At 47.5% G+C, this 25,241-nt stretch carries 16 protein-coding genes and 1 pseudogene; 6 read left to right on the top strand and 11 right to left on the bottom strand.

The annotated features are described in order from the left end of the window. Positions 1-24 precede the first annotated feature (24 nt). The 11 genes and pseudogenes from PSHG_RS15740 to PSHG_RS15690 form a co-directional block, all read right to left on the bottom strand. Positions 25-1,080, bottom strand: a complete 1,056-nt coding sequence (locus PSHG_RS15740; protein WP_010274521.1) for an alpha/beta fold hydrolase — start codon at positions 1,078-1,080, stop codon at positions 25-27. Positions 1,081-1,477: 397 nt separating this feature from the next. Continuing rightward, positions 1,478-2,293, bottom strand: a pseudogene (locus tag PSHG_RS31740) (cyclic GMP-AMP synthase DncV-like nucleotidyltransferase); the annotation flags it as partial. After that, on the bottom strand, positions 2,277-3,284 hold the full coding sequence (locus PSHG_RS27810; protein ID WP_010274515.1) for a CBASS cGAMP-activated phospholipase: 1,008 nt from the start codon (positions 3,282-3,284) through the stop codon (positions 2,277-2,279). The gene PSHG_RS27810 and the pseudogene PSHG_RS31740, both read right to left, overlap by 17 nt. 66 nt (positions 3,285-3,350) lie before the next feature. Continuing rightward, positions 3,351-6,488, bottom strand: a complete 3,138-nt coding sequence (locus PSHG_RS15725) for a type I restriction endonuclease subunit R (protein ID WP_010274512.1) — start codon at positions 6,486-6,488, stop codon at positions 3,351-3,353. A 17-nt stretch (positions 6,489-6,505) separates the two neighbouring features. Further along, the gene (locus tag PSHG_RS27805) at positions 6,506-7,879 is read right to left on the bottom strand and encodes a restriction endonuclease subunit S (protein ID WP_010274509.1); all 1,374 of its coding nucleotides are present in this window, start codon (positions 7,877-7,879) and stop codon (positions 6,506-6,508) included. After that, entirely contained in the window at positions 7,869-9,392 is a 1,524-nt protein-coding gene (locus PSHG_RS15715) for a class I SAM-dependent DNA methyltransferase (RefSeq protein WP_010274506.1), read from the bottom strand. Before PSHG_RS15715 ends, PSHG_RS27805 begins: the two co-directional genes overlap by 11 nt. Before the next feature lie 15 nt (positions 9,393-9,407). Further along, complete coding sequence (locus tag PSHG_RS15710) at positions 9,408-10,994, bottom strand: restriction endonuclease subunit S (RefSeq protein ID WP_010274505.1); 1,587 nt, start codon at positions 10,992-10,994, stop codon at positions 9,408-9,410. Between the two features lie 1,516 nt (positions 10,995-12,510). Next, on the bottom strand, positions 12,511-12,729 hold the full coding sequence (locus tag PSHG_RS15705; RefSeq protein ID WP_007130946.1) for a hypothetical protein: 219 nt from the start codon (positions 12,727-12,729) through the stop codon (positions 12,511-12,513). A 7-nt stretch (positions 12,730-12,736) separates the two neighbouring features. Continuing rightward, positions 12,737-13,828, bottom strand: coding sequence for a GerAB/ArcD/ProY family transporter (locus PSHG_RS15700; RefSeq protein ID WP_010274497.1), 1,092 nt, complete (start codon positions 13,826-13,828; stop codon positions 12,737-12,739). Next, the gene (locus tag PSHG_RS15695) at positions 13,825-15,009 is read right to left on the bottom strand and encodes a Ger(x)C family spore germination protein (RefSeq protein WP_010274495.1); all 1,185 of its coding nucleotides are present in this window, start codon (positions 15,007-15,009) and stop codon (positions 13,825-13,827) included. The genes PSHG_RS15700 and PSHG_RS15695 overlap by 4 nt, the downstream gene beginning before the upstream one ends. 15 nt (positions 15,010-15,024) lie before the next feature. After that, positions 15,025-16,491 (bottom strand): spore germination protein, encoded by a 1,467-nt coding sequence (locus tag PSHG_RS15690; RefSeq protein WP_010274493.1) that lies wholly within the window; start codon positions 16,489-16,491, stop codon positions 15,025-15,027. 1,004 nt (positions 16,492-17,495) lie between these two features. On the opposite strand from PSHG_RS15690, the gene PSHG_RS15680 reads away from it, so the two are divergent. The 6 genes from PSHG_RS15680 to PSHG_RS31200 all read left to right on the top strand — a co-directional run. Further along, complete coding sequence (locus PSHG_RS15680; protein WP_010274491.1) at positions 17,496-18,053, top strand: hypothetical protein; 558 nt, start codon at positions 17,496-17,498, stop codon at positions 18,051-18,053. Positions 18,054-18,101: 48 nt separating this feature from the next. Further along, the gene (locus tag PSHG_RS15675; RefSeq protein WP_010274489.1) at positions 18,102-18,791 is read left to right on the top strand and encodes a response regulator transcription factor; all 690 of its coding nucleotides are present in this window, start codon (positions 18,102-18,104) and stop codon (positions 18,789-18,791) included. Next, entirely contained in the window at positions 18,788-19,957 is a 1,170-nt protein-coding gene (locus PSHG_RS15670; RefSeq protein ID WP_010274487.1) for a sensor histidine kinase, read from the top strand. Before PSHG_RS15675 ends, PSHG_RS15670 begins: the two co-directional genes overlap by 4 nt. Before the next feature lie 171 nt (positions 19,958-20,128). After that, a complete protein-coding gene (locus PSHG_RS15665) occupies positions 20,129-22,690 on the top strand; it encodes a LuxR C-terminal-related transcriptional regulator (RefSeq protein ID WP_010274485.1) in 2,562 nt (853 codons plus the stop codon). Between the two features lie 216 nt (positions 22,691-22,906). Then, complete coding sequence (locus tag PSHG_RS15660) at positions 22,907-24,589, top strand: RCC1 domain-containing protein (protein ID WP_162137292.1); 1,683 nt, start codon at positions 22,907-22,909, stop codon at positions 24,587-24,589. 1 nt (position 24,590) lies between these two features. After that, a partial coding sequence (locus PSHG_RS31200; RefSeq protein ID WP_010274480.1) for a chitobiase/beta-hexosaminidase C-terminal domain-containing protein occupies positions 24,591-25,241 on the top strand: 651 nt, incomplete at its 3' end.

Raw genomic sequence — 25,241 nt, 5'->3', positions numbered from 1 at the left:
TTGAAATTTCCGCAAGGATCGGAATTACAAAACTTCATCCAGAAAATCGATCATGATATTGGTGAATTCAACCGGCTTATCATAATGAATGTCATGTCCGGGGGTATCCACGCTTGCCAGCTTCCCGTTCTGCAGCAAGCTGACGACCCGTTCGGCGTCTTCATCCGTCAGGGCTGCGAGCAGCAGTTTGCCGTCATAATTGGTCTCGGCCTTCACAAACACAGCGGGGCATTCGATCTTTGCCAGTACTGCGGACTGGTCGTAGTCTTCAAACCAGCTGTTATCGAAGAACGTCTCGCCGAACCGCCTGTCATACGGATAGGTGGCGGATTCGAACATGCGATTGATTTGCGGCGGCAGATAGACCAGGTGCACCGGTTCATCCGGATGCTTCTTATGATAGGCGACCGCATCCCGCGAGAACCAATTCCACAAGAAGTCTCCGAATATCTTCTTCCAATAGCTGTGTTTCAATGAATATTCGAAGTAGTCGTCGATTTCGTCCTGGTTTTTGAACTCCTCATACTGCTGAAACCCATACACCCAGGCATACGTCGTCTCCCTTCTCCCCGGCTCCGTCGCGAAGAACGGAGAGTCCTCGATGACGAGTCCGATCACCAGTTCCGGATAATGCGCCGCGATCCAGGCCGCCACCATGCCGCCTGACGAATGACCGGAAAGAACCGTCCGCTCGCCGATCACCGTCTCGATGAATTCGGCGAAATCGGCGGCCATCGCCCTGGCCGAATACTTCTCGGGGTTCCAATCCGATTCCCCATGCCCGTGACAATCGACGGCGAATACATGATACCGCTCGGACAGCGCCGGAAGCACCTTGGCGTAATCTTCCCAGGTCATGCCTTGCCCGTGGATGAGCAGAAGCGGCGGATTCCCGTTGTCGGGCCCTTCCCCGTAGTTCAGCACCGTCCCGTCCTTCAGCGTCACCTGTTTCTCCGCAAAGCCCGCTTTCTGCATCGCCTTCAGCGGCTTGTCCATGTACGTCGCATTTGCGTAAAAGTACGAACCGACAATGAACAGCAAGATGGCGAGTACCCCGCCCAGAATCCATTTTCTTTTCATTTCCCCACTCCTTCTCCGTAACCCCGTTTGCCCGGCGGGCTGCGAATCCCTCAGCATAATCCGGCTCATTTCTGCCAGCAAACGACACTATTATAGGACTTGTCAGCATTGTTTTCAACATGAAATCGGAAAGTAACCTCGTCAAAAAGTGAAAGATCCAGGCCGTGACAGGTTTTTTCCGTCATAAGAAGTTGCTAATTTTTTCGCAAAATAAACAGGACACTGCATGCCTCTTGTCAAAGGTTAAACCACCACAGAATAACCGACGAGAGGGAGTGTCCTTAGCAACATGGTACCACAAGCAACGAACCATGCGCCAGAACAAAAAATACGCCGCGAACGCCGAATGGAAATTCTTGCGGAGCGTCGCCGAATCAAACAGATCGTGAAGAAGTTGTTCCCCACCTTTTTTGATAAGATCTTCAAGCTTGTTCAGGAAATTTGATCTTCTCGTTTCTGACCAGTTATCAAAGAGTTCCTCGCCAGGTACTACTGGCCTAACTAAAGAAAACGATTCAGAAAGCGTGTTATGAATTTCCTTTGCTGTTGCTACCAATGCTGCATCGTCTTCATCAGGATAATCGCTTACAAAATGATTGGCTGCAAGTATTGTCAGGATCATTCCACTTGGAAACTTGGTATCGCTCTCCTTATAATCCTTCCATGCTTTCAGATACCGAACCAGTCTCTTTAATTGGTCTCCTTTTATTTGAACTTCACCCTTAAACCAATCGGTTAAAGCCTTGGGGTCACTGGTAATCCATCCTTTAGATTTGTGTGCGAGCTTTGGACTTTGGTCGTCTTTTTTGATGTAAATCGGTAAATCGACGTGGTAATTTGCTTTATATATAACCCTGACACACGTATTTTTATCTACAGGTTCCTCACTGGTATGGTTTTTTGTGGCCTTAACAATCCAGCTATGAACAGTTGATGGGGTAGGCCAATCGCCCTCATCGGAGTTCTTTAAGTGTTCCAAATATATGCCGTCATCAATATCATATTCACCATCAATAGGAGTTACCGTAGTATTCATCATGTATGAGCCCTGGCCATAAAACTTGGGCTTTTTCACATCTAATTCTTCAGAAAAATACTTCTTAATTTTATCCCGCAACGCATTCCTGGATGTTCGTAAACTTTCTTTTTTGTCAGATTTAAGATAGATTTCATCATCATGAAATTTAATGAACAAGTCATGACAATTTGACATACTTCTCGTCCTCCTGATTATGATATTCAAAGATTTTTCTGACCGAATCTTCAAACAGCCATTTTTTACTCGCTTGAACACCTTTATCAAGCATAATGCTGATTGCGGCAGGACAAGCACGGTCTAACTCAATATACTTTTTTTCTTGATCCGATAATTCTATACTAGTTATTCGAACATAGTGACCCGGTAAGTATTTTGTTATAAATTTCATGTGATTGTCGACAGCGAAACTCTGTGTATCGATCATAGTGGAAATTAACTTATTCCCCCAACTACTGAACGATTTCGATTTCCACACCTTATGCGGCTCTGGAAATCTCGCGTGCTCATTTAAAGATGAAATTGATAATAGACAGTAGGAATCAAACCCTTTGTTAAGGTAGTATGTAAAATATTCTTGCATCCCCAATAAAGATGGGTTATTGGCCCAGAGTCCACCATCAACAAATTGTTGCGGACCCTCTTTTGTTTGCAGCTCTACAATCGGAAAGTAAGTGGGAGCAGCAGTAGTTGCAAGTGCGACTTCGGATAAGAGACGTTTACTATCCCTTGTTAAAGTTGGTTGGTGGTCTGATTTAAATACATAAGGTGACCCTGTGGTAACATTAACTGTTGGAATTAATACACTTGTCTTGCAATCTTCTATTTTTTTATCCTGGAATACTTCTTCGAGCGCCAATTTTAGTTGATTGCTCGAATACTTTGATTTGATCAATATTTGTTTAAAATAATGAATCTTTCGATAGAATGGATTTTGATATGGAAATATAGAAGGTCCTTTTTCTTTATAGAATCTCACAATGTCTGACGCTGGCATGCCAGATGCCAATGCAAGTGCAATAATTCCCCCAGTTGATGTGCCGCATATGAGATTGAAATTCTGATACACAGGTCCGTATACTTTTTCAATCTCTTCTAGAATTACAGCAGAATAAAGACCTTTAATACCTCCGCCGTCTATAGCTAATATCCGATAACATCCCGGCACATTCTCACCTCTCAAAAAAATGGCGTAGAAACAGTCAAACTTGATGTCCTACGCCTTTGATGTCCGTTAATATTTAAACTCTTCCGTCTCCGCCTGTGCCATCAATTCAGCTTGCTGAAGCACCAGATCAATGGCCATCTTTTCCAGATCCGGCGGGTAACCGTATTTCTTCAACAGCCGCTTGACGGTAATTCGCATCTGAGCACGTACATTCTCACGAAGCGTCCAGTCGACCTTAATGTTGCTCTTGATCGCTTGGGTCAGCTCATGTGCAATCTGCTTCAGCATGAGATCGCCCATCAGTTCCTTGGCCGATTCATTCGAAGCGAGCGCATCATAGAAAGCCAGCTCTTCCTTGATCAGACCGAGATCTTCGCCGCGCTTGACGGCTGCGTTCATTTCTTTGGCCATCTGGATCAGTTCTTCGATAACCTGCGTCGTCTCGATTGTACGATTGTTGTATTTCCGAATGGCTTCCTCCAGCATCTCGGAAAATTTCTTCGATTGCACAATACTGGTCCGGGAAACGGCCTTCACTTTACCCTGAAGCAGTCTGCGGAGAAGTTCCACAGCCAAATTCTTCTGCTTCAACCCGCGCACATGTTCCAGAAACTCGTCCGATAGTATCGCGATGTTCGGTTTCTGCAAGCCTACGGCTTCCAGAATATCGACGACTTCATCGGATACGACCGATTTCGAAATGAGCTGATTCAACTCGGCATCGAGTTCTTTCGTCGTTTTTCTCTTGTTTTCGTCTGTTATCAGCTTAATTATACCAGATTTAACCGCTTTGAAGAAACTGATTTCGACATTGACTTCCTCCGCGGCGGGAGTCGTCGCGCAGAGCGAGAAGGCTCTTGCCAATTCCGTCGTCCAATTCAGGAAGTTCCGCTTGCTCTCTTCACCTAGTCCAAGTACGTAATCGACTGTCTCAACAATGGCCTTCATCCGTTCGGATGCCTTCCCGGAAGCAAATTTGCTGTAGTCATACCCATGAAGCAATTCGCGGATAAGTTGCAGTTTTTCCAGCATAAAATCAACGGCTTGGTCCGTGTCTATTCCGGCAGTTTTGCGGTCGTTTTCCGTATATTGTTGAAGCGCCGATTTCAGCAAGTCCGCAATTCCGATATAGTCGACGATCAAACCGCCCGGCTTGTCGCGGAATACCCGATTCACGCGGGCGATCGCCTGCATCAGGTTATGGCCTTTCATCGGCTTGTCGATGTACATCGTATTCATGCTCGGCACGTCGAAACCGGTCAGCCACATATCACGGACAATGACGATCTGAAGCGGATCGTTCACATCTTTCATCCGCTTCGCGAGATGTTCGCGTCGCCGCTTGTTGCCGATAAACGGTTGCCACTCCTCCGGATCGCTGGAACTTCCGGTCATGACGATTTTGATTTTGCCTTCGTTATCATCATCGCTGTGCCAATCCGGCCGGAGTGCAACAATCGCTCTGTACATATCGATGGCGATCCGCCGCGACATCACAACAATCATCGCTTTGCCGAAGCCGGCTTTCTGCCGTTGCTCGAAATGTTCGACGACATCCTGCGCGACTTTCCTGACCCGTTTCTCTGCACCGGCCAACGCTTCAAGCCTGGCCCAACGCGACTTCAGACGCTCCCGCTGCGTGTACTCCTGGTACTCCGTAATATCCTCATACTCGCTGTCAATGACCGGGCGCTCCGCCTCCGACAAATCTAGGCGGGCAATGCGGCTTTCATAATAAATTCTGACCGTGGTTCCGTCTTCTACGGCTCGGGTCATATCGTAAATATCGATGTAGTCACCGAAAACGGCAGGCGTATTTTTGTCTGTCAATTCGACCGGCGTTCCGGTAAAGCCAATATAAGAAGCGTTCGGCAACGCATCGCGCATATACTTGGCATAGCCATACTTAATGGCCGCTTCGTCGTCCCCGGCGACCATATCCGCCTGAAACCCGTACTGGCTGCGATGCGCCTCGTCCGCAATCACAATCACATTGCGGCGTTCCGTAAGTACAGGATACTTGTCTTCATTTTCATCGGGGGTGAACTTGTGGACCGTTGTGAAAATGATCCCGCCCGACTCCACTGACAAAAGCTCACGCAAATGAGTCCGATTTTCCGCTTGCTGAGGCGTTTGCCTGAGCAAGTCCTTCGACTTGCTGAACGTGCTGAACAACTGATCGTCCAGATCGTTCCGGTCCGTCACCACGACGATCGTCGGGTTGTTCAGCGTCAGGACAAGTTTTCCCGCGTAGAAAACCATGGACAAGCTTTTGCCGGAGCCTTGCGTATGCCAGATAACGCCGATTTTGCGGTCTCCTTCGTCCATCGTCGCCCGTTCCGTACTTGCAATCGCCTTGTTGGTGGCGTGGTATTGGTGGTATCCCGCCAATATTTTGAACAGATGCTCCCCATCGGTTTGAAACAGCACGAAATGCCTGATAATATCAAGCAGTCGGCTTTTCTCGAACATTCCTTTCACAAGCACTTCAAGCTGGGGCAGGGAGGAGGGCGCCACGTCATCGCCATCAATCGTGCGCCACATCATAAACCGGTCTTCATTGGCGGTCAACGTGCCAACCCGCGCATTCACGCCGTCGCTGATGACCAGAAACGAGTTGTAGGTGAACAGGGACGGTATCGCGCCTTTGTACGTCTGCACCTGATGATAGGCATCGCTGATCCCGACTTCTTCGTTGGAGGCGCTTTTCAATTCAAATACGGCGATCGGCAAACCGTTTACGAACACGACGATATCCGGGCGCTTCTCTCCCTGATTTTCAACAACGGTAAACTGGTTGACGACCAGAAAATCGTTGTTGCCGATCCGGTCCGGGTCGGTGTCGAACAGCCATACTTTCTCTGTCGGATATTCGCCATTGGCGGCTTGATACTGCACGTCGATCCCATCGGTAATCATCTTCTGGAACGCCTTGTTATTGATCAGCAGGCTGGGACTGCGCGGCACTTCAACGACCTTGATCGCTTCCTCTATCGCTTCCCGCGGCACATGTTTGTTGATACGAATGAGCGAATCGCGCAACCTGTCTTTCAGGATGACGTCATGGTAAAACTGTCGTTCGGGATACTCGCCTTCCGGAGAAATATCCGGGCCGTATGCTTTCTCGTAGTTCAGTTCTTCGAACCATTCCAGCGCGGCCTGCTCTAAGTCACTTTCGGTATAAGACGTCGTATAGTAGGCCATGTTGCACCTCCTTTGGATTAGGGCTGATAGATTGCGCTACTCTCCGCAACCTTTGGCAGATCGGGATCATTATGATCCTGCTCCACAGGGACACGGATCTCGCCCGACATGAGTTTGGGGAGAAGGGTGTCGCGGATTTGAGCCAATTGATCTGATTCTCTTCCTAAGTGCTGAATTGTCGAGTAGACTGCTTGATATTGTGCTGAATATTGTTGCAATACGGACTTTATTGGAATTACGATTTTGTGAACGCTAAGGAGACTTCCTATGTCTAAATTTTTTATTCCTGTCGTCCCGTTCTCGTATTGAAAAAATACATCCTCGTTATATAAATAGCTCAAATAGCAGTACAAAAACTCACTATATCCAATTATAGGTTTGATAACCCTACAAAAATTGGTACAAATCAAAGGAGTATTGAATTTGTTTAATACTTCTTCAATAATAAGTACACTTCTACCTGTTGACTGAGTTGGGCTGCCCCCTGATATTTCTATGATGATATCTCCATGAGATAAAGACTTAGCAGTTGCATTTTTTGGTAAGATAAACCGTTTAGGTACCTTTCCCAGTAAGCCTTTCGTAATCTCGGGAATATCTGCCCCACGTATACATGAAACCTCCTTCGTATAATTACCCTGCGGAGCTTCTTTTCCCCAGTCTCCTCCAACTGTATCCGAAATTAAATCTTGGAAGGTTCCAACGCTCCAACCCCTCGGAATCAACCCCAACTCACTTTCCTCAAACTCGCCGCCGCTTGACTTATACGGTTCGCCGTTTTCATTTGGAAACTCGAAGTCCACAAACCACCGCTTAAAAAGGGCTTGAGCCATTTCTTCAAGGTTTTTGTTGATGGCGTTGTTGAGCTCGATTTTTTTGTCAAGGGATGATAAAAGTTTGGAGATTGCCACCTGCACATTTAATTCCGGTGCTTGAATCTCAAGACTAGACATGATTTTAGTGTTTAGTGAAGGCATTGTTGCACCTACTGCTATGCTACGAACATACTCTCTAAAGCTTTCAAGACCAAAATAGTAAGATAAATATTTAGGGTCGATCTTATCCTTTTTGTTAACCCGAACTCTTAGACATCTTCCAGAAAAGAGCCAGCCATGTTCTTTTTTTGAAACATAAGCTCTTCTGTCAACAGACCCAACACGACTAAAAACGATGTCACCTTCGCAGAGGCTGTACTTCGATAATCTTAACGCATCATCATTTGAAACTTTGGGGGTGTTCTCGTGAATAATAAAATTCTCCCCTAGGTGCTCAACGGTGATTATCGGGGTACCATGGGGCACGTAATCATCTTTATGCAATTGACTACCAAAGGGACCAGTCTGAACATCAGCAATTTCAGCAAGTTTATATTTTTTCAGTTCAAAACTCAAACCCGATCCCCCCTAGCCGCTTGCGAATCTCGTCCTCCAATTGCCGGGACTTGGCGAACTGCTCCGCCAGCTCCGATGTCAGCCGTGCCATTTTATCCTCGAACGGTTCTCCGTCTTCTTCCACATCTTCGATGCCTACATAACGCCCAGGTGTCAGGATATACTCGTGCTCTTGTACCTCTGCAAGTTTCGCCGCTTTGCAGAAACCTTTCACATCTTCATACTGTCCAGCATCCATCTGTCCCCACCATGCGTGGTACGTATCGGCGATCTTCCGGATATCCTCCGTACTCAACTCGCGATGTGTCCGATCCACCATATGGCCCATTTTGCGAGCATCGATAAACAGGATTTCGCCGCGGCGGTCCCGAAGGCCCTTTGGCGCTTTATTTTTGGCAATAAACCAAAGACAAACCGGAATTTGCGTAGAATAGAACAATTGACCCGGCAAGGTGACGATACAATCGACCAGATCGGCATTAACCAGCTTGCTGCGAATTTCAAACTCCGCCGTCGTACTTGTCGACATGGAGCCGTTCGCCAGTACGAAGCCGGCAACGCCGCTGGGCGCAAGCTTGTTCACGATATGCTGAATCCACGCATAGTTGGCATTCCCAGCGGGAGGTACCCCATACGCCCAACGAGCGTCTTCTGTCAGTCGTTCGCCGCCCCAATCGCTGATATTGAATGGCGGATTCGCCAGGATGTAATCGGCCTTCAGGTTTTTATGTAAATCATTGTGAAACGTGTCCGCATGATGCTCTCCAAGATTGCCGTCGATGCCGCGAATAGCGAGGTTCATTTTGCACAACTTCCACGTTGTTGGATTCGACTCTTGCCCATACACCGCGATATCGCCGATGCGTCCCTGATGTTCCTCTACAAACTTCTCACTCTGCACGAACATGCCGCCGGAACCACAGCAGGGGTCGTATATGCGGCCCTTGAACGGCTGAATCATCTCAACGAGCAGGCGCACAACGCTGTTCGGGGTGTAGAATTCCCCGCCGTTCTTGCCTTCCGCGCTGGCGAATTTGCTAAGGAAGTACTCATATACCCGACCCAAAACATCCTTCGAGCGGCTCTCTTCATCGCCGACCTTGAACGAGAACAGGTCGATTACTTCGCCAAGGCGGGTTTTATCCAGCGCTGGCCTAGCATAATCTTTCGGCAGTACGCCTTTCAGCGACGGATTTTCCTTCTCGATGGCAATCATGGCATTGTCGATGATCTGCCCGATATCCGGCTTCTTCGCGTTATCCTTGATATGGCTCCAGCGCGCTTCCTTCGGTACCCAGAATATATTTTCTGCCACGTATTCGTCCCGGTCCTCCGGATCAGCATACGGTTCATTTTTCAATGCTTCATATTTTTCTTCAAATGCATCCGACACATATTTCAGAAATAGAAGGCCAAGCACTACATGCTTATACTCCGCTGCATCCATACTGCCGCGCAGTTTATCGGCCATGCTCCATAATTTTTCCTCGAATCCAATGTTCGCTGTTGCCATGATCCTAATTCCTCCTCAGTAGAGTTCCTCGTATAACTGGCTCTTCACTTGTTCCCAGCGATTCGTCGCTTCCCGAACAACTTCTTTATATCGTTCTTTTTCCCGTATATATTGCTCTATTAACTCGTGCTGCTTATCTTCCGGTACCAGAGGCAATTCCAATTCCGCCACATCCGCCGGGTTCAGATTCATTACAGTCGTCCCCCGCTGGAAGCTTTGAATAAGGGCTGTTCCAACCGGGCTTTCCAGAAACATTTTGGCAAAATGACTCTTGATGGCCGACTTGAACCGGATCACGATCATATTCGAGGAAGCGATGACCATCCCTTGAGCCTCCGGAAATACAGCCAGCTTGTTCACGGTGCCGCGGCACGTCATGACCAGGTCACCCGGGAGAATCTCGTAACGTTTCACTTTCCTCTCTTCCTCGTCAATCGTTTCAAGCTGATCCAATAGCACTTCGCCGTCATCCAGATTGGATATATTCAGCACCTTAATGTTCCCGGGCTTTAGATCCTGCTTAAGAATCGATTTTCCCCGAAAAATTTCTGCCACATCGCGCAACTTCACTTTCGGGGTTGCCGCCTGCTGAAACGAACGAAGTATATCCTGATCTTCATCCAGCAGCAGTTCGATTCGCCAATGATCCAGCTCTCGGAACCGATCCGGATGGATGGTAATCTCCTGTTCCCCCACAAGCTTTGACTTCTCCATATGGAGTCGCCCGAGGATCACCTCTTCCACAGGCACTTTGCCGAAGTCAACCTGATAGGTCTTGATAGAAGTGTAGGGACGAAACAAGCCGTCCGGAAGCGAATAGATCGTTTGCACCGGCGCCTGATCATTCATTTTCTTCCGCCAGCTGGCGATCGCGCCGGATTGAAACAGCATCCGTGCAGGAAAGGTCACGCTCAATCTCCCGCCGTCTTGCAAGAGTGGAAGGAGGTAGCTGGCCGCTGCGCCTTCGGATTCCCGAACCGCGACATCGTCATCGTTCATCTTCATACCAAAATTCGGCATCGCCAGGATCGCGTCGAATTGATGTTCTGCGGGCAGCGGCTGATAAATGGACCCTTGAACGATGCGGATATTGGAATAGGGCTCGAAATACGTTTTGAACAATCTGCCTACGATGTAGTTTTCCGTTAACAATATGATTGTCCATGGTCGATGGTAACATTTCGTTTCGATGAGTCCTTTGATATACTTTTCAGCTTCTGCAAACAGAATGTTCTTGCAACCATGTCGCTCACACTGATCGACAAACCGCTCGACGATTCCCGGATGGACGACAATGCTCCCTGTAACCCGATCTTGTTGGATGGTGAGCAAGGCGTATTCCAACAAGTCCATGTCCTTGCCTGCATGGTATAATTTATAAAATAAATCCCGATCGCCGGGAAAATGGCCTAATTCTTTGTCTAAGGCGCGTTCCTTCATCCACTGAAACAGCTTCTCGGGTTCAGTCATTAACTCCGTTTCGGCCAACTGTTGCTGTTTCAGAAGTTGTTGCGTCCGCTTCACTCGAATGCCCTCGCGGAGCAGCTGATCACGGGTTGTAATATCGTGAAGTAAACAGATATTCCAAAACGACTCAATCAATTCATCACCTTCTTTCGCTGCCAAAAGCCAACTAAATTATATCATCAATGAATTGAGTATTACAATACCAAAAATAAATTCAAACATGTATAGCCGGATGTTTTCATCGAAAAATCGGTAGAATGTGAATCCGGCTTTCTATATAACGCATTTTGATGTGGGTGGACTCAACTTTTATAAGAAAAATCGATTTAAACCGATCTGATCACCTTGTTTTTACTTTTGATTTCCTCGTGCCTATTCGAAAAGGACTTTCTCGACAGTCTGATATTTTCCCGTGTTTCGTCACAACGCCTCGCCAATAACGACCGTGTTTATGGAGAAGCCGGCCGCAATCGTCACAGCAGATTTGGACGTCAGGAGATTGATTCTCGAAAGTGCGTAAATAAGCCTTGCAAGAAAGGCCGAAATAAAGTACTTTTGACATGATGAAGTGAATGCTCCCGGGGATCCTCTCCAAAGGTTCGGGAGCATTTTCCTATTTAATCGACAATAGCCTAATCCCCCGTCAATGTACAGAAGGGATTAGGCTATTGTCGGCTGTTTATTCGGTTTGGCTCCGCCACACCGAATGGCGAATCCATGGTTTTTTTCCGCCAAATAATCAGGCGGCGAACAGCATATCATGATTTCAAACGTTTTTAATAATAGACAAACATGATATTGCTTTAGCATCTTTTCTGAAAGCTATGAAATAAAAAGAGGGAGGGAAGGGGGGCGAAATAACAAGAAAAAATGCCCGATGAAAAGAAGTTTTGAGCTGTGTTATTAAGGGAAGAAGAAAATTGAAAGGAGTATATCCGGGTTTGCTAAAGGACCTAAACCTAAGGTAAAGTATCCGGAATCACCAGTAAAATGAAAGAGCATAAGCTTACGCGTCCTTTTTGTCTCAAGAAGCATGCAAAATTGCAGTCTCTAGTTAGGTATCCTATCATGCCGCATATCTACTACGAGACCAGTTTGCCGCATAACCCTTGAACCAAGTAAAAAGGCCGTCGTTTCCGACGACCTCCCCCTGATATTTGATCATTGCTTGGTCTCCGATAAATTTAACCTATGATAATCTTCTGATGCCCAAGTTTACCACATATATTTATTTTTTATAAACATATTATACGAGGAAATACTGATATAAAAAAAACGGTAATTGGTATTCTAATAGTCTGTTTTGTTTATTTTTCAATGCACCAAGATTTTGAAAATAGTTTAATGCTTGGTTATTTAATTATGATTATAGTGACTTCACTTCTTGCTTTCCTCCGACAGAAGTATTATTTGATAGGGAAATCTATGAAATGGTTATTCCGCACGAGATCAACCCGTTCAAAATCAGTACCCTAGAATCTGGCTACAAGGCTGGTATGAAGGAACGGTTTATTATAAGCATTAATTTTGCCGCTAGTAATCATTCGTTTTCAGTCATCCTTCATATCTCCTGTTAAGGTTCTGTCACAAGGATTGGCGGATCATAGTGGTACTAAACTGGGAAGAACCCGCAAAACAATTCATTCTACGTTTATATCATCGTCGTTGAAATGGATTTTAACATTTCAATCATTCTTTCAATAAAAATCGTAATGATAAAAGGACGATGATTCACGATACAAATCCATAATCCGTATCCAATAACAGATACAGCCCCAAAAACTGCTGCATCCCGATAAAGTCTCTTTCGAAGCAATCCCAACATCGGTAAACCTATCAAAGGCGCCAGCAGGATGTGAAGCATCAACATGTTCAATTCATCCTCCTTTTCGCTTCTCGAACGTGCGTTTGACCCATGTTGTCACTAGCAACAAAAAGGGGATCAGTAGAACAAAGAAACTGTCATATATGAATGTATATTTTTCATCCCATTCCTCGTTTTGGATCGGGTTTTCATAGATGGACAAGGCGGTCGCCGACAACAAAATCGTCAAACCCAGAAAATGAGGCCACCGGGTTTTTGGACGAAATACTTGACGCAGCGTTTCGGAAGCTCCGTAAACGAGTACCAACAGCTTGATAAAAATCAGAATCAGTAAAATAACGGAGATAATGGAATGGATGTTGACGATCACCTCTCCGATGGAAATTTCCTGCACGGTCGTATACACTGGAAAGGTAAGTTGTGACGCCCTCTCCACTCCTAATAAACCGATAATCATAAACAAGGTCATGCTAAGAGAAACGGAAGCGGTCAAGAGCCCAAGCAAAAAGGGGCGTGTTGCCCCCTGTTTGACCAGCGGAAACAATATCGTGAGCGCAATAGTTTCCATATAGGGAAAGCCCAAAAAGGAATGGTATTGCAAAATGGCACCCAGGCCGGAATGGAAAGCTGGCTGAAGTCTTCCCCAATCCCAGTTCACCATTGCCAGCAACAGAACAAACCAGAACGGGAAGAACAAAAACGGAGTGATGATTTGATTTAATCGTCCGATGGCTTCCGCCCCCTGAGCGACCGTGTAAAAGGCGACAAGCAAAAACATGACGTGAAAAACGGTTTTCGGCGTTTCCGGCATGATGGTTCCATTTAAAAAATCGCTTAAATTTCGAAGAGCCCATCCAGCCAAAATACAGAAATAAAGAAAATACAGGACGGAAACTAGTGTTCCCAGATAACGTCCCCAAGCTTCCAGCGGGATTTGCACCAGACTTTTGCCCGGGTAATATCGGAAAAGAAAAATCCAGAACAGACCGACGAGTATGCCAAAACTTCCTGCCCACAAGGGCATGAGCCAGGCATCCTGTCCCGCCTGTACGACCAGCCGCCCGATCAGCACGAAAAGGGTGGTTCCGAGGATATAATTGATTGTCAGCAGATAAAACTGGAATCGGGAAATCATTGGCTTCATCCTGTTCCTCCATAAGGTTGACTCATGCTTCCCGTTCGGAGCAGCCGGGTATTTGCACGAATCTCAATTTGTGCATTTTTCGCCGCTTGGTCGATATCCGGATGATTTGGCGTTTGTTTGCGCAACAAGTCGTTGATGCTTAACAGATCCCAGCCACGCTCCCTTATCATTTGATAGAAAGCAAGCGACTCGTCTGCTATGATCTGATTCAGTCTGTTTTCAAGTCTCTCCACCTCGTTCCGAGACTTCGGGACGAACTCGATTGTATAGGCAGTGGAAAGTTCGAGGTCCAAGCGGATCCGAACGACAGGTTGGTCGGATTTCCAGAAGACCTCACGTTTTATGCGAACCAGTCTCAATTCCACGGATACCTGTTTTCCTTCCACCTGAAACTGTCGCACGTGGCGACCTCGATCGCCATTTAGCAAATGGTACCAGACCAGCTGCGTATCATTCAGTTTGCCCGCCATGCGATAATCACGGAAAACCGCCCCGCCTCGGATGATAAAGTTGTTTTGATTGGCGTCGATATCCGCCGACCTTTCCCCGCTGTTGGAAGAAGGTGCCTCTGTCATTCCGGTGATCAACGGTAATACGATCGTATCTGACTTTTCCATCCGTTCAATGACATCACTGACCTTGATCTGTTTTCCCACTAGGAGCGAATTCCGGATCAGCAGGTCGAGCCTGGAATCGATCGTGTCAGACGGCACCCGCTCCAGGGGAGTTAATGTTCTCATGACCTGAGATATCGATCCGTCGACAATCAGCATCGGGACCGACGAGCGGCCGTTGGGTTGCATTTCGATAAAGTTGACAATATCGCGCATGTCTTGTTTGGCGGCCCGCTGGGAAACGAGCAGCACCTTGCAGTGGGCCATAAATAACTTGCGCGGCAACATTTTGTAAATCGTAGATTTGATTTCTCCAAAAGACGATCCACTGATTTCGTAAGTGTATACAGGGGCTTGTTCGCCTCCCGACGTACCTTTGGCGGAAGTGCCGCTGAGCGGGTTGATGATCTGGTAATACACGGTTATTTTGTTGCTCTCCGGGTCGCTGTCCACCCCCACCATACTGACCAGCGCCAGTTCGTTCATCTCCGTCCTGTCCCAGCAAGCCGTAAGCAGGGCGGTAAACATCATCAGGATGAACAGACCCGCTGCATACCGGTTGGTCATGTTTGTTCCTCCAGATTACCTTTTTCTCTTCATATTCCGAATATATCCGGGCAGACCGTTCGGATCCAGCCAGGGCCGGGGCAGCCGCACCAACACATCTTTCCAATCGGTTCCTATGGACGGGGAGGCGGGAGTGATGTAAGGAACGCCAAATGACTTAAGCGACACCAGATGGACAACCAGAAACAGGGCACCGCATAAAATGCCAAAAAGGCCCATAAAGCCGGCCAACAGCACGAACGAAAAGCGAAGCAGGCGTTGTGACATGCCGAAGCTGTAAACCGGAACGACAAAATTGGTGATGCCGGTTATGGCAACGACAATGACAATCGCGGCGGAAATGAGACCGGCTTCCACCGCCGCCTGCCCCAGTACAATCGCCCCCACGATCGAAAGCGCCTGTCCGACCGCCCGCGGCATGCGCAGCCCCGCCTCCCGGATAATTTCAAACACGACTTCCATTAACAACACTTCGAAGATGGCGGGAAAGGGGACCCCTTCCCGCTGGGCGGACAAACTGATCAGGAGTTGGGTCGGGATCAGTTCCTGATGGAACGTCGTGGCCGCGACATACAAGGAAGGGACGAACACGGCCGTAAAAAAGGAAATCAACCGAATCCAGCGAATAAACGTGGCGATGTCCGCTCGCTGATAATAATCTTCAGGAGAACTGAAGAACTCGAAAAACGTCATGGGGGCAAGCAGGACGTTGGGCGTTCCGTCCACCATCACGGCCACTTTACCATCCAGCAACTGGGCAGCTACCATATCAGGGCGTTCGGTGTTGGTAAGCGTCGGAAAAGGAGACCAAATCCGGTCCTGGATGAATTCCTCCACATAAGCGCTTTCCAGCACACTGTCCGTCCGGATGGCTGACAATCTGCCGCGCACTTCCCGGACCAGCGATTCCGGGGCGAGGTTCTCCATGTACACCATAAGCAAAGTCGTCCCGGTTTGATTGCCGATGTTCATTTTATCAAACCGGAGGAATGGGTTGCGGATTCTTTTGCGGACAAGCCCCACATTGGTCAGAATACTTTCCGTAAAGCCTTCGTGCGGCCCGCGAATGGTCGATTCCGACTTCGGTTCTTCAATGGAGCGTTGTTTGGATTCGGTCACATTGATGAGACAAACGCGCTCCCTTGCAAAATCGGTTAGTGCGCAATGGCCTGCCAGGAGAGCTTTTACGGCATGTTCCCGCAACTGTTCATATGGATCGGAAAAGGAAAATTCGCGCAAAAAACCGCTTTCGGCGGAACGAGGCGCTTCCCCTTCGGAAAACGTATTTTCCGTGAACGATTTCAAAATGTATTCGTCAATCGTTTTTTTATTGACCATCGATTCCAGATATACGCACTGCACGGTTTGTTCCCCTTGGACAAACAAGGATCGGCAGACCAAGTCCGGGGGTAACCCGAGGGCTGATTGAATGTCTCCGAAAAAATCATTCTTGATCGATTGATTTTGTTTTTTTCTTGCCATCGACGAACCTCCAGATTCTCACATCTCATCATTATCATTATTTCCTATTGGGTGGATTCTTATTCCATTGGCAGTTATGCTGTTGCAAATTATCGTGAGGTGAAATCAAGATTCAGGTTACGACATTACTAAGTTATTCGATAGGTGAGGATGTCTAGTACATGACCGCAACTGCTGCAGTCTTCTTGAACATACTTCCCGTACTTGCTGGCATGAAGGTAGAAGCAGGTTTTTATAGATCCGCTCGCAGCATTCGCCAAAGTTGGATGATCTAACGTAAATACGACTCTCTTATTCATGATTTATAGATTATCGATTAGAAAAAAAAGAGGGTCGCCCGTTGACCTCATATTTGTGCACCGTCTGCAAAAACAGGCAGAACAATTCTGCTTTGCGGATCGCGTGACTATTCTGTTTGTAAACGAACTCCCCTAGTCCGTCGAGAACGAAAATGGGGTGGTGGTACGGGGCCGATCTGAAGACAGGAAGGTGTGCGCGTGGACAACCCGAGGCGGCTGTTTCCGTCGGTCTAACGCCTCGGGCGCTCCGGCGTTAACAATCGGATCGGCAAGGCGAATTTGATCGTATCCCTCAACATGGGCGCACACTCGCGCGAATTTTATTTGGGCCTTGCGATCATGTACTGACTCTTCTCTATCTGCTTCCCCGCCATCTACGGCGGTGACTCTGTCAGATCGTCGTGGATTTAACGGATCGACTGCCGGTTGTCATCGGAAAAGCTACCGGTTTTACTGGCAGGTTTGGGTGGACAGTATCATGTTTGATGGGGCTCGTGACTGCCTTGATAACCGTAAGCATCGTTCTCGCCCCAGAAGTTCCTCAGCTGACTTCCTCTTTTTCTGAAATACAGCTGTCTTAACAAAAATTTAACAACAGATCAAATACACTGTGGTTAAGTAGTCGGGGAAAAGAAAAAATGAGGTGAAAAAAATGAGAATTAAACGTTTTTAATTACGGCTGTTTTGTTGATAACCGTGTTGCCCATGACCGCATTTGCCTTGGCAAATGATGCGCTGCCAGTAACGATTCAAACGAGTGATGTTGTTTCGAAGTCAGAGGATATTTCGGGTCAGTCTTCTGGAGCTGTTACAGTAAATCAACAAGCAATTTCTCAAGTGAATGACACAAACCCAACTTCAAGTGATGTCACTGTGGACGGGCAGCCGGTACACAAAATTCAACTATCAGAGGAAAACATCATTGAATTGAATCTTGGGGATTCTGACGATGTTGGTGTACAGGCTACTTATCCGGTTAACTTCAACTTGCCGGGATCATCACTTGCCACAATAAGTGATGGGTCTGGAAACCCGTGGTATTTGACTCGGAACGAAGAGGTAACCATATCATTGACATGGCTGCCTCGGGACGCTACACTTCGAGTTGGTTTAATCGACTCGGACAATACATTTTTTTATGTGAACTTTACAGGCGGTGCCGATAGTCGAACCTTTGTAGTGAATGTCGCTGACAACTATCGAGTGGGGATTTACAATACCGATACCCATCAAGTGACAGTCACCGGAAATATCACGATCTAAACAAAAACCATTCCCCGACTACATTGTTTTATGAGAGGTGAGCAAAAGATGCGGATGCTGGTAATTGAAGATGAGCAAGATTTGGCCAATGCGATTAAAAAAGGATTGGAAATGGAAGGATTTGCGGTAGATATTGCATTAGATGGAGAAGAAGGCTGTCACCTGGCGGAAATCCATGCCTACGATATCATCATCTTGGATTTAAACTTGCCAGATAGGAATGGGTTAGACGTGCTGCAACACATACGACATCTGTCCAAACAAATCAGAGTGCTGATTCTAACAGCGCTTTCTGATACATCTTCTCGTGTGAAAGGATTGAATTTGGGAGCGGACGATTATCTTGGTAAACCATTTGATTTTGAAGAACTGAAAGCAAGAATACGCGCCTTATTGAGACGTGATCTTTTACGAGAAAGCCCGCTGCTCACCTATGGCCCTATCGAGTTGAATCCGATCACGATGACAGCAACTTGTGCTGGGCAACAGCTGACCCTTACTCGTAAGGAGTTTGCCTTATTACAGTATTTTTTATCTCATCCTGATCGAGTTGTCTCGTCCGAAGAATTGGTTGAACATGTGTGGGATCAGCATGCGGACCCTTTTTCCAATTCCGTCAGGGTACATATTACGACTTTGCGTAGTAAGATAAGATCCGTTATCCATGCAAACTTTTTGAATACGGTGCCAGGGTACGGCTATCGACTGAACAAACAAATTGAGAGGTTATCAAAATGATGAAAAGCAAGCGGCTCACATTGGCGGGAAGAATCGTGTTGTGGAACCTGGGTTTAATCATATTGACAGGCGTGTTTCTGTTGGTTTCGCTCAATGTTTTTGTTCAAATTATGCTTCCTGCTGTTCATGTGAAGCCCAATGATATGCTACTTCAACAAGATCATGAAGTGATCGTACCCACCATTGAAGTGAATCAGGTAAACGAAGAGGGGATGCTCAGATCGGATGTAAGCTTTTCATCTGAATTGATTGCATTTAAAGGACAAGTTCTCCTTTTTTCGCTGATCTGCCTGCTCATCATGATTATATTAGGTGGGGTCGGGGCGTTTTATCTCTCCAAAAGAAGTCTGTGGCCGGTGCGTTTATTGAGTGAACGACTTATGAAAATCAATGCCAATGATTTGTCCGTGCAGCTTCCTGTTAAGGAACTGCCCAATGATGAATTGAAAGAATTAACGGAATCGTTCAATACCATGCTGAAAAAATTAGAACATGCCTTCCAGCAGCAAGAACGTTTTATGGCCAATGCCGCTCATGAATTTAGAACTCCCTTGACGATTTTGAAGACGAATCTGGAAGTCTTGAGGAGTGATCCATCCGCAACTTTGGCAGATTATCGGCAGCTCTCGGACATTTTTGAAAAGACGTTAAAACGAATGAATCATATGGTCAATGAACTGCTCGTTCTGGCTAAAAATAATGACCCGGATAAGGATGTGATTGAAGTGGGTTCAATGATCCGTAAAGTCGTGAGTGAATTAAACGATTTAGCTTTGGCACAAACAATTTCTATTGAAATCCACATCCATCCTGATGTTGAGATATATGGGAACGATATTTTAATCCAGAGAGCCATCAGCAATCTGGTCGAGAACGCTATTATGTACAACAAGCCACAAGGAAAAGTGATCATCACGTGTGCAAGTCAAGAAGGAGAGTGTTTCATTTCTATCATGGACACCGGAGATGGCATAGATGAAAAACACATTCCGTTTATCTTTGAACCGTTTTACAGAACTTCGGAAGGTAGAACGAAGAACAAGGCAGGCACAGGGCTAGGTCTATCCATAGCGTTATCCATTATTAAAAAGCATGAGGGAACGATTGAATACAGTCGTGAGCAAACGATGAAAGGCTTTATCGTCCGCCTTCCTGTCATCGACTAGCGGAAAGATGTACTCCATTCTATTTCAAGTTAATAGTACCCCCAGCATTGTCGATCGAAGTGATTTGATATGCTCCGATAAGGCCCTACCTAAATAAAAGTTTTTTGGTAAAATAATAGAAAAAATGTTCATATCTCATGACGGTTGCCAAATAAGGGAGGGGGGCAAGCCATGATCATAGCCACGAAACTGCATATTCCTCGATCGCGAAGCTCGCTTGTTGTGCGTTCCCGTCTCACCCGGCGTTTGCATGAAGGGTTAGATCGCACGCTTACTTTGATCTCAGCTCCAGCCGGGTATGGCAAAACGACATTGCTCGGCGAATGGGTAATGACGCTGGAAAATCCCGTCGCCTGGGTCTCGCTTGATCAAGGGGATAATGATCGCACGCGCTTCTGGGGGCATACCATTGCAGCGTTAAAACAAGCTTATCCGTCTTTTGACCAACAGGACGTCCTTCGTCATGCCGCAGAAGATCCATCGGGTGTGTCACTGATTGCTGCGCTCATCAACGGGCTACATCGCATTTCACACACGATGGTGCTCGTATGGGATGACTTTCATCATATCGAAGAAACGTCCATCTTGCAGGGCGTCACTTATCTGCTGGAACGTTTACCACTACATGTCCATCTCTATCTTGCAAGCCGAAATTCTCCAGCGCTTCCTCTTTCCAGACTACGAGCAGAAAATAGGCTGATCTCGTTGGAGGCGAGCGATCTCCGGTTTGTGCCGGACGAAACGACTGAATTTTTTGCGAAGTGCGGTGGTATACAATTATCCAATGAAGATGTGGCGACCGTACAAAAAAAGACAGAGGGTTGGGCAGTGGCGATGCGACTGGCGGTCTTGTCAATGCACGAACATACCGATCCCGTATCTCTAATCCGGAAGATGGCGGGGACGGAACGTGATATATCGGATTACTTCTTTGATGAGGTGTTAGCCCGACAATCCGCAACGATGCAGCAATTTTTACTCTATACTTCCATTTTGGACCGGATGAAGGGCGAACTTTGTCAAGCGGTAACCGTTATAGCCGAAAGTCATGCGTATCTGCAACAATTAGACAAGGAAAGCTTGTTTCTTGTAGCTTTGGACGAGTGGCGGGAGTGGTACAGGTATCATCATTTATTCCGGCAATTTTTGACGGCGCAGTTGAAAATGCGCGAGCCGCGGCAATGGCAAACACTTCACATGACAGCGGGAAAATGGTTGGAAGAGAACGGTTATCCGCATGAAGCGGTAGATCATTACCTTGCGGCTGCCGATTATGAACATGCGCTATCATTGATAGAGGTGATGACACCGGAGCTGATGACCAATGAATGGACGACGCTTTGCAAGTGGTTAAACGCAATTCCCGACACGCTGTTATTTGCCAGACCGATGATGCTGTTGACAAAACTCGCTTCCCAGTACTTGTCCGGGCATGTCGAAGCGGCCACTGACGGGTATTGGCAAGCGGTTCGCAGGCTAGAAGAGGACACAGATCCCCTTCCTCCTGAAGAAGCCGAAACATTGCAAGCCGGACTCGCTTTTCTGGCTGCATTTCGCACGTTTTTGGATCGTGATTTTGAATATGCCGTTCAATTTTCACATGAATATGTCGAGAAGCATCCGGAAGGCGATTTCTTCATTGAGTTTGGGAGCGACGTGGATGGCTATCATCCGGTGTGGGATATCTACGTGTCGGATCATGGCCTTCGATTGGCGGAGCAGGTGTTAACGTCCTTGCTGTCGATTTGGTCTGAAACCCGAAATGTCTATTTTGTTGCTCATCTTTATATCGACTTAGGCAAAATGCAGTACGAACGAAATCGCTTGGTCGAAGCGGAAAAGCTGATGCGCCAAGCCTATGATATTGGAAGATTGCATGATCATCGAAGCTTGGCGACCATCGCAGCGCTCTGGCTTGCCCGCATTGCCACCGTACAAGGAGACGAGGCGACGTCAAAGCACATATTACGCGAGCTAACCCAACTCACGTCCAAGACGGCGAATTCGCGTTTGTCCGGGAAAATCGCCTCGTTTCGCGCCATGCTGGGCAGGATGCATAGAGAAGAGAAACCGGTGAGACAATGGCTGAGAAAGAGCCGCTTGCGATTCCGTGATGAAATTCCGGTATCCATGATCAAGGAATACGATCTACTGGCCTCTATACTGGCAGAGCAGGGGAAATTCGAGGAAGCTGCAGCGTTAGCGGAGCGTCTTCTTTTCATGGCCAGAGAAACAGGACGGCAAAGCGACCGAATTCGTCTGCTCGTTCACAAGAGTATGATCCTATCCTTACAAGGAAAGGTTGCAGAATGCATGGACGTGTTGGAAGAAGCGCTTGCATTGGCGTGGCCAGAAGGGTACATTCGAACCTTTGTTGACGAAGGAGCACCTGTTGGCCAATTATTGGATCAATATATCCAACTGCGTCAAAAACAGCATCGCCGCCCCAGCCATAAGGTGCCTTTATCCTATGTGAAACGGCTGCGGAGACTGATTCCGCTAGCCGAAAGGGAAGCCGGTACTCCCCATGATAGAACGTTGGCTGCTCTTACAGCCAGAGAACAAAGCGTGCTTCGGTTGATGGAAACGGGAATGTCTAATAAAGAAATCGCGCTTAAATTGAATGTTTCCCTGGCAACCGTAAAAACACATATTAACAATATCTACTGCAAATTGCAATCCAAAAATCGCTTACAAGCGTTGGAACGTGCCAGAACACTACAATTGTTCTGACCCGTTCTTTTTATTTTGTACAAATTATCTCAACCACCCTGCTCAACCTTTTTGATCTTTTGTGCTAGGCAGGGTTGATCACAAAGGGATTGGAAGAATATACAATAGATGGGGTGAAGCTATGCAGAGATTAACTTGAAGGAGGATTTGTAAGAGATGAATCCATGGGGAAAAAGCTTGGAACAATCATACATATGCAACAGGAGGAGCGGCTTGGTGAAGCTGTGCATCGCTTTGCTGCTCATCCAGTCGTTTCTGATCACGGTACCCTATGACAACGTGTCTGCTCAAGGGAGCTTTCATCCAGCCTTGAGTGATCGTTGGGGCGGGGTCCAGCAGATTGCAGGGGGGCATTTCCATTCCTTAGCCTTAACTGCGGATGGCGAAGTGTTAGCTTGGGGATCGAATCAAGGTGGCCGAACTACGGTGCCTGTTGAAGCACAGTCCAGTATTGTCTCGGTTTCCGCAGGACAGGATCACTCCCTGGCTCTCACATCCGGCGGCGAGGTCATCGCCTGGGGTGGGGGAAGATTCGGCGAAGCCAATGTACCGGCAGAAGCGAAAAGCGATATCATAGCGATTGCAGCGGGTCCTGGTGCCTTCCATTCGTTAGCCCTCACGTCCTCAGGGAAAGTCATTGCCTGGGGTTACAATCTTTACGGTCAATCGGATGTGCCGGAAGAAGCGGAAAGCGGCGTTATCGCCATTGCGGCAGGGTATTGGCATTCTTTAGCGTTAACGGCTGCCGGAGAAGTGATTGCATGGGGAGATGGGCGCGACGGAAAACTCGATGTGCCTGACGAGGTGCAGGGCCAGGTAGTAGCCATTAGTGCAGGATTGCATCATTCTTTGGCGTTAACGGCTTCGGGCAAGGTGGTTGCTTGGGGGAGCAACCAATACGGACAATCTTCTGTGCCGAAAGAGGCGGAAAGCGGCGTTATCGCCATTGCGGCAGGGGAAAAACATTCTCTGGCCTTGAAATCTGACGGCTCTGTCATTGCCTGGGGCATTTCAGACGGTTCGTGGGAAGACAACGGACAAACGGTTGTACCCGAAGCTGCGAAAAGCGGTGTGATCGCGATTGCAGCGGGATACGGACATTCGCTTGCCTTGAAAGCGGATGGGACGATCATTGCCTGGGGGGATAATGGTCAAGGTCAGACTGACGTGCCGGAACATGTCCATGAACGTGTGAAAGCCAAACAATTGGCTGCCGAGAGAAACCATTCGCTTGCGTTAACCTCCGATGGCCAAGTACTCGGCTGGGGAAGCGATCTGTACAATCGCCTTGCGATTCCTGCCGATTTGCAAGATGTGCGCGCCATTGAGGTGGGGGAGGCGTTTTCCCTGGCATTAAAAGCCGATGGCACGATTGTGATCTGGGGAGACGGTTCTCATTATGCGGCGATTCCGCCTGAAGTGCAAGGACAGACAGTGGCAATCAGCGTAGGCAGCCATCACGCTTTGGCGTTGCAAGCCGATGGCACAGTCGTTGCCTGGGGTAGAATTGAAGGGGGAGAGTATGATAAGCGGCTCGATGTGCCTGATGATTTGGATCAGGTGATTGCCGTTAGTGCAGGATTGTTTCACTCCCTTGCTCTGAAGGCTGACGGTACAGTAGTGATTTGGGGAGCGAATCAATTGAACCAGCTGGATATGCCAAGTGGTCTGCATGATGTAAAAGCCATTAGCGCAGGACACTACCATTCCTTGGCGCTTAAAACGGATGGTACGGTGATCGCTTGGGGAGATAATACGTATAAACAGTTAGAAGTGCCCGAAAACCTGCAGGATGTTGTGGCCATCAGTGCAGGTCGCTTTCATTCCGTTGCTTTAAAGTCGGATGGCACGGTGATCGCCTGGGGAGATAACAAATTTAACCAACTCGAAGTCTTCTAATTTGAGTGACGTTGTAGCGATTTCGGCAGGTAACTATTACACGCTAGCCTTGCAAGCAGATGGAACGATTGTCGGTTGGGGCGATACTTCTTCCGGTCAACACGTCATTCCAACAAGCGATCTTGTAACGATTGAACTGACCGATCAAAGCGGTGGAGAATTGGAACTCTTGTTTGATCCTTCGAAGCAGGAATACACGGTATTAATTGACAATCATGTTACGTTGGTGAACGTGCTCGCGACACTGGAAAATGCGGAATTTGCAGCTGTGTATGTGAATGGTGAGCGACAATCCGATCCCGCTAAAGGAGTCAATATACCAGTAACCGATGAGCAAACGGTCGTTACCGTGGAAGTCGTCCCTTATTTGCAAGAAAGTAAAACGTATACGATCACGCTCTCACTAGAAGCGGAGCCAGAGCAAGTATCGAAGCCAGTCGCCAGTCCCGCGGGCGGTGCAGTCTTGGCTGGTACAACGGTGACGTTGAGCACGACAACGGAAGGAGCAATGATTTACTACACGACGGACGGCAGCACGCCTACTAGTAGCAGTGCCGAATATACCGCGCCCATCGAAGTGACAACAGAGATGACGCTCAAGGCAATTGCGGTGAAGGACGGCATGCTAGACAGCGAAGTGATGGAGGAGCAG

It is taken from the genome of Paenibacillus senegalensis JC66, from assembly GCF_000285515.1.
GTDB classification, from domain to species: Bacteria; Bacillota; Bacilli; order Paenibacillales; family NBRC-103111; genus Paenibacillus_L; species Paenibacillus_L senegalensis.
This window is presented reverse-complemented; position numbering and strand designations above follow the sequence as displayed.

What these genes read in the sequence shown, in the direction of transcription:
- PSHG_RS15690 (WP_010274493.1), bottom strand. Translation starts at nt 16,491, where the DNA reads ATGGCAAGAAAAAAACAAAATCAATCGATCAAGAATGATTTTTTCGGA.
- PSHG_RS15670 (WP_010274487.1), top strand. Translation starts at nt 18,788, where the DNA reads ATGATGAAAAGCAAGCGGCTCACATTGGCGGGAAGAATCGTGTTGTGG.
- PSHG_RS15705 (WP_007130946.1), bottom strand. Translation starts at nt 12,729, where the DNA reads ATGTTGATGCTTCACATCCTGCTGGCGCCTTTGATAGGTTTACCGATG.
- PSHG_RS15700 (WP_010274497.1), bottom strand. Translation starts at nt 13,828, where the DNA reads ATGAAGCCAATGATTTCCCGATTCCAGTTTTATCTGCTGACAATCAAT.
- PSHG_RS15675 (WP_010274489.1), top strand. Translation starts at nt 18,102, where the DNA reads ATGCGGATGCTGGTAATTGAAGATGAGCAAGATTTGGCCAATGCGATT.
- PSHG_RS15725 (WP_010274512.1), bottom strand. Translation starts at nt 6,488, where the DNA reads ATGGCCTACTATACGACGTCTTATACCGAAAGTGACTTAGAGCAGGCC.
- PSHG_RS15695 (WP_010274495.1), bottom strand. Translation starts at nt 15,009, where the DNA reads ATGACCAACCGGTATGCAGCGGGTCTGTTCATCCTGATGATGTTTACC.
- PSHG_RS15715 (WP_010274506.1), bottom strand. Translation starts at nt 9,392, where the DNA reads ATGGCAACAGCGAACATTGGATTCGAGGAAAAATTATGGAGCATGGCC.
- PSHG_RS15665 (WP_010274485.1), top strand. Translation starts at nt 20,129, where the DNA reads ATGATCATAGCCACGAAACTGCATATTCCTCGATCGCGAAGCTCGCTT.
- PSHG_RS15680 (WP_010274491.1), top strand. Translation starts at nt 17,496, where the DNA reads ATGACCGCATTTGCCTTGGCAAATGATGCGCTGCCAGTAACGATTCAA.
- PSHG_RS15740 (WP_010274521.1), bottom strand. Translation starts at nt 1,080, where the DNA reads ATGAAAAGAAAATGGATTCTGGGCGGGGTACTCGCCATCTTGCTGTTC.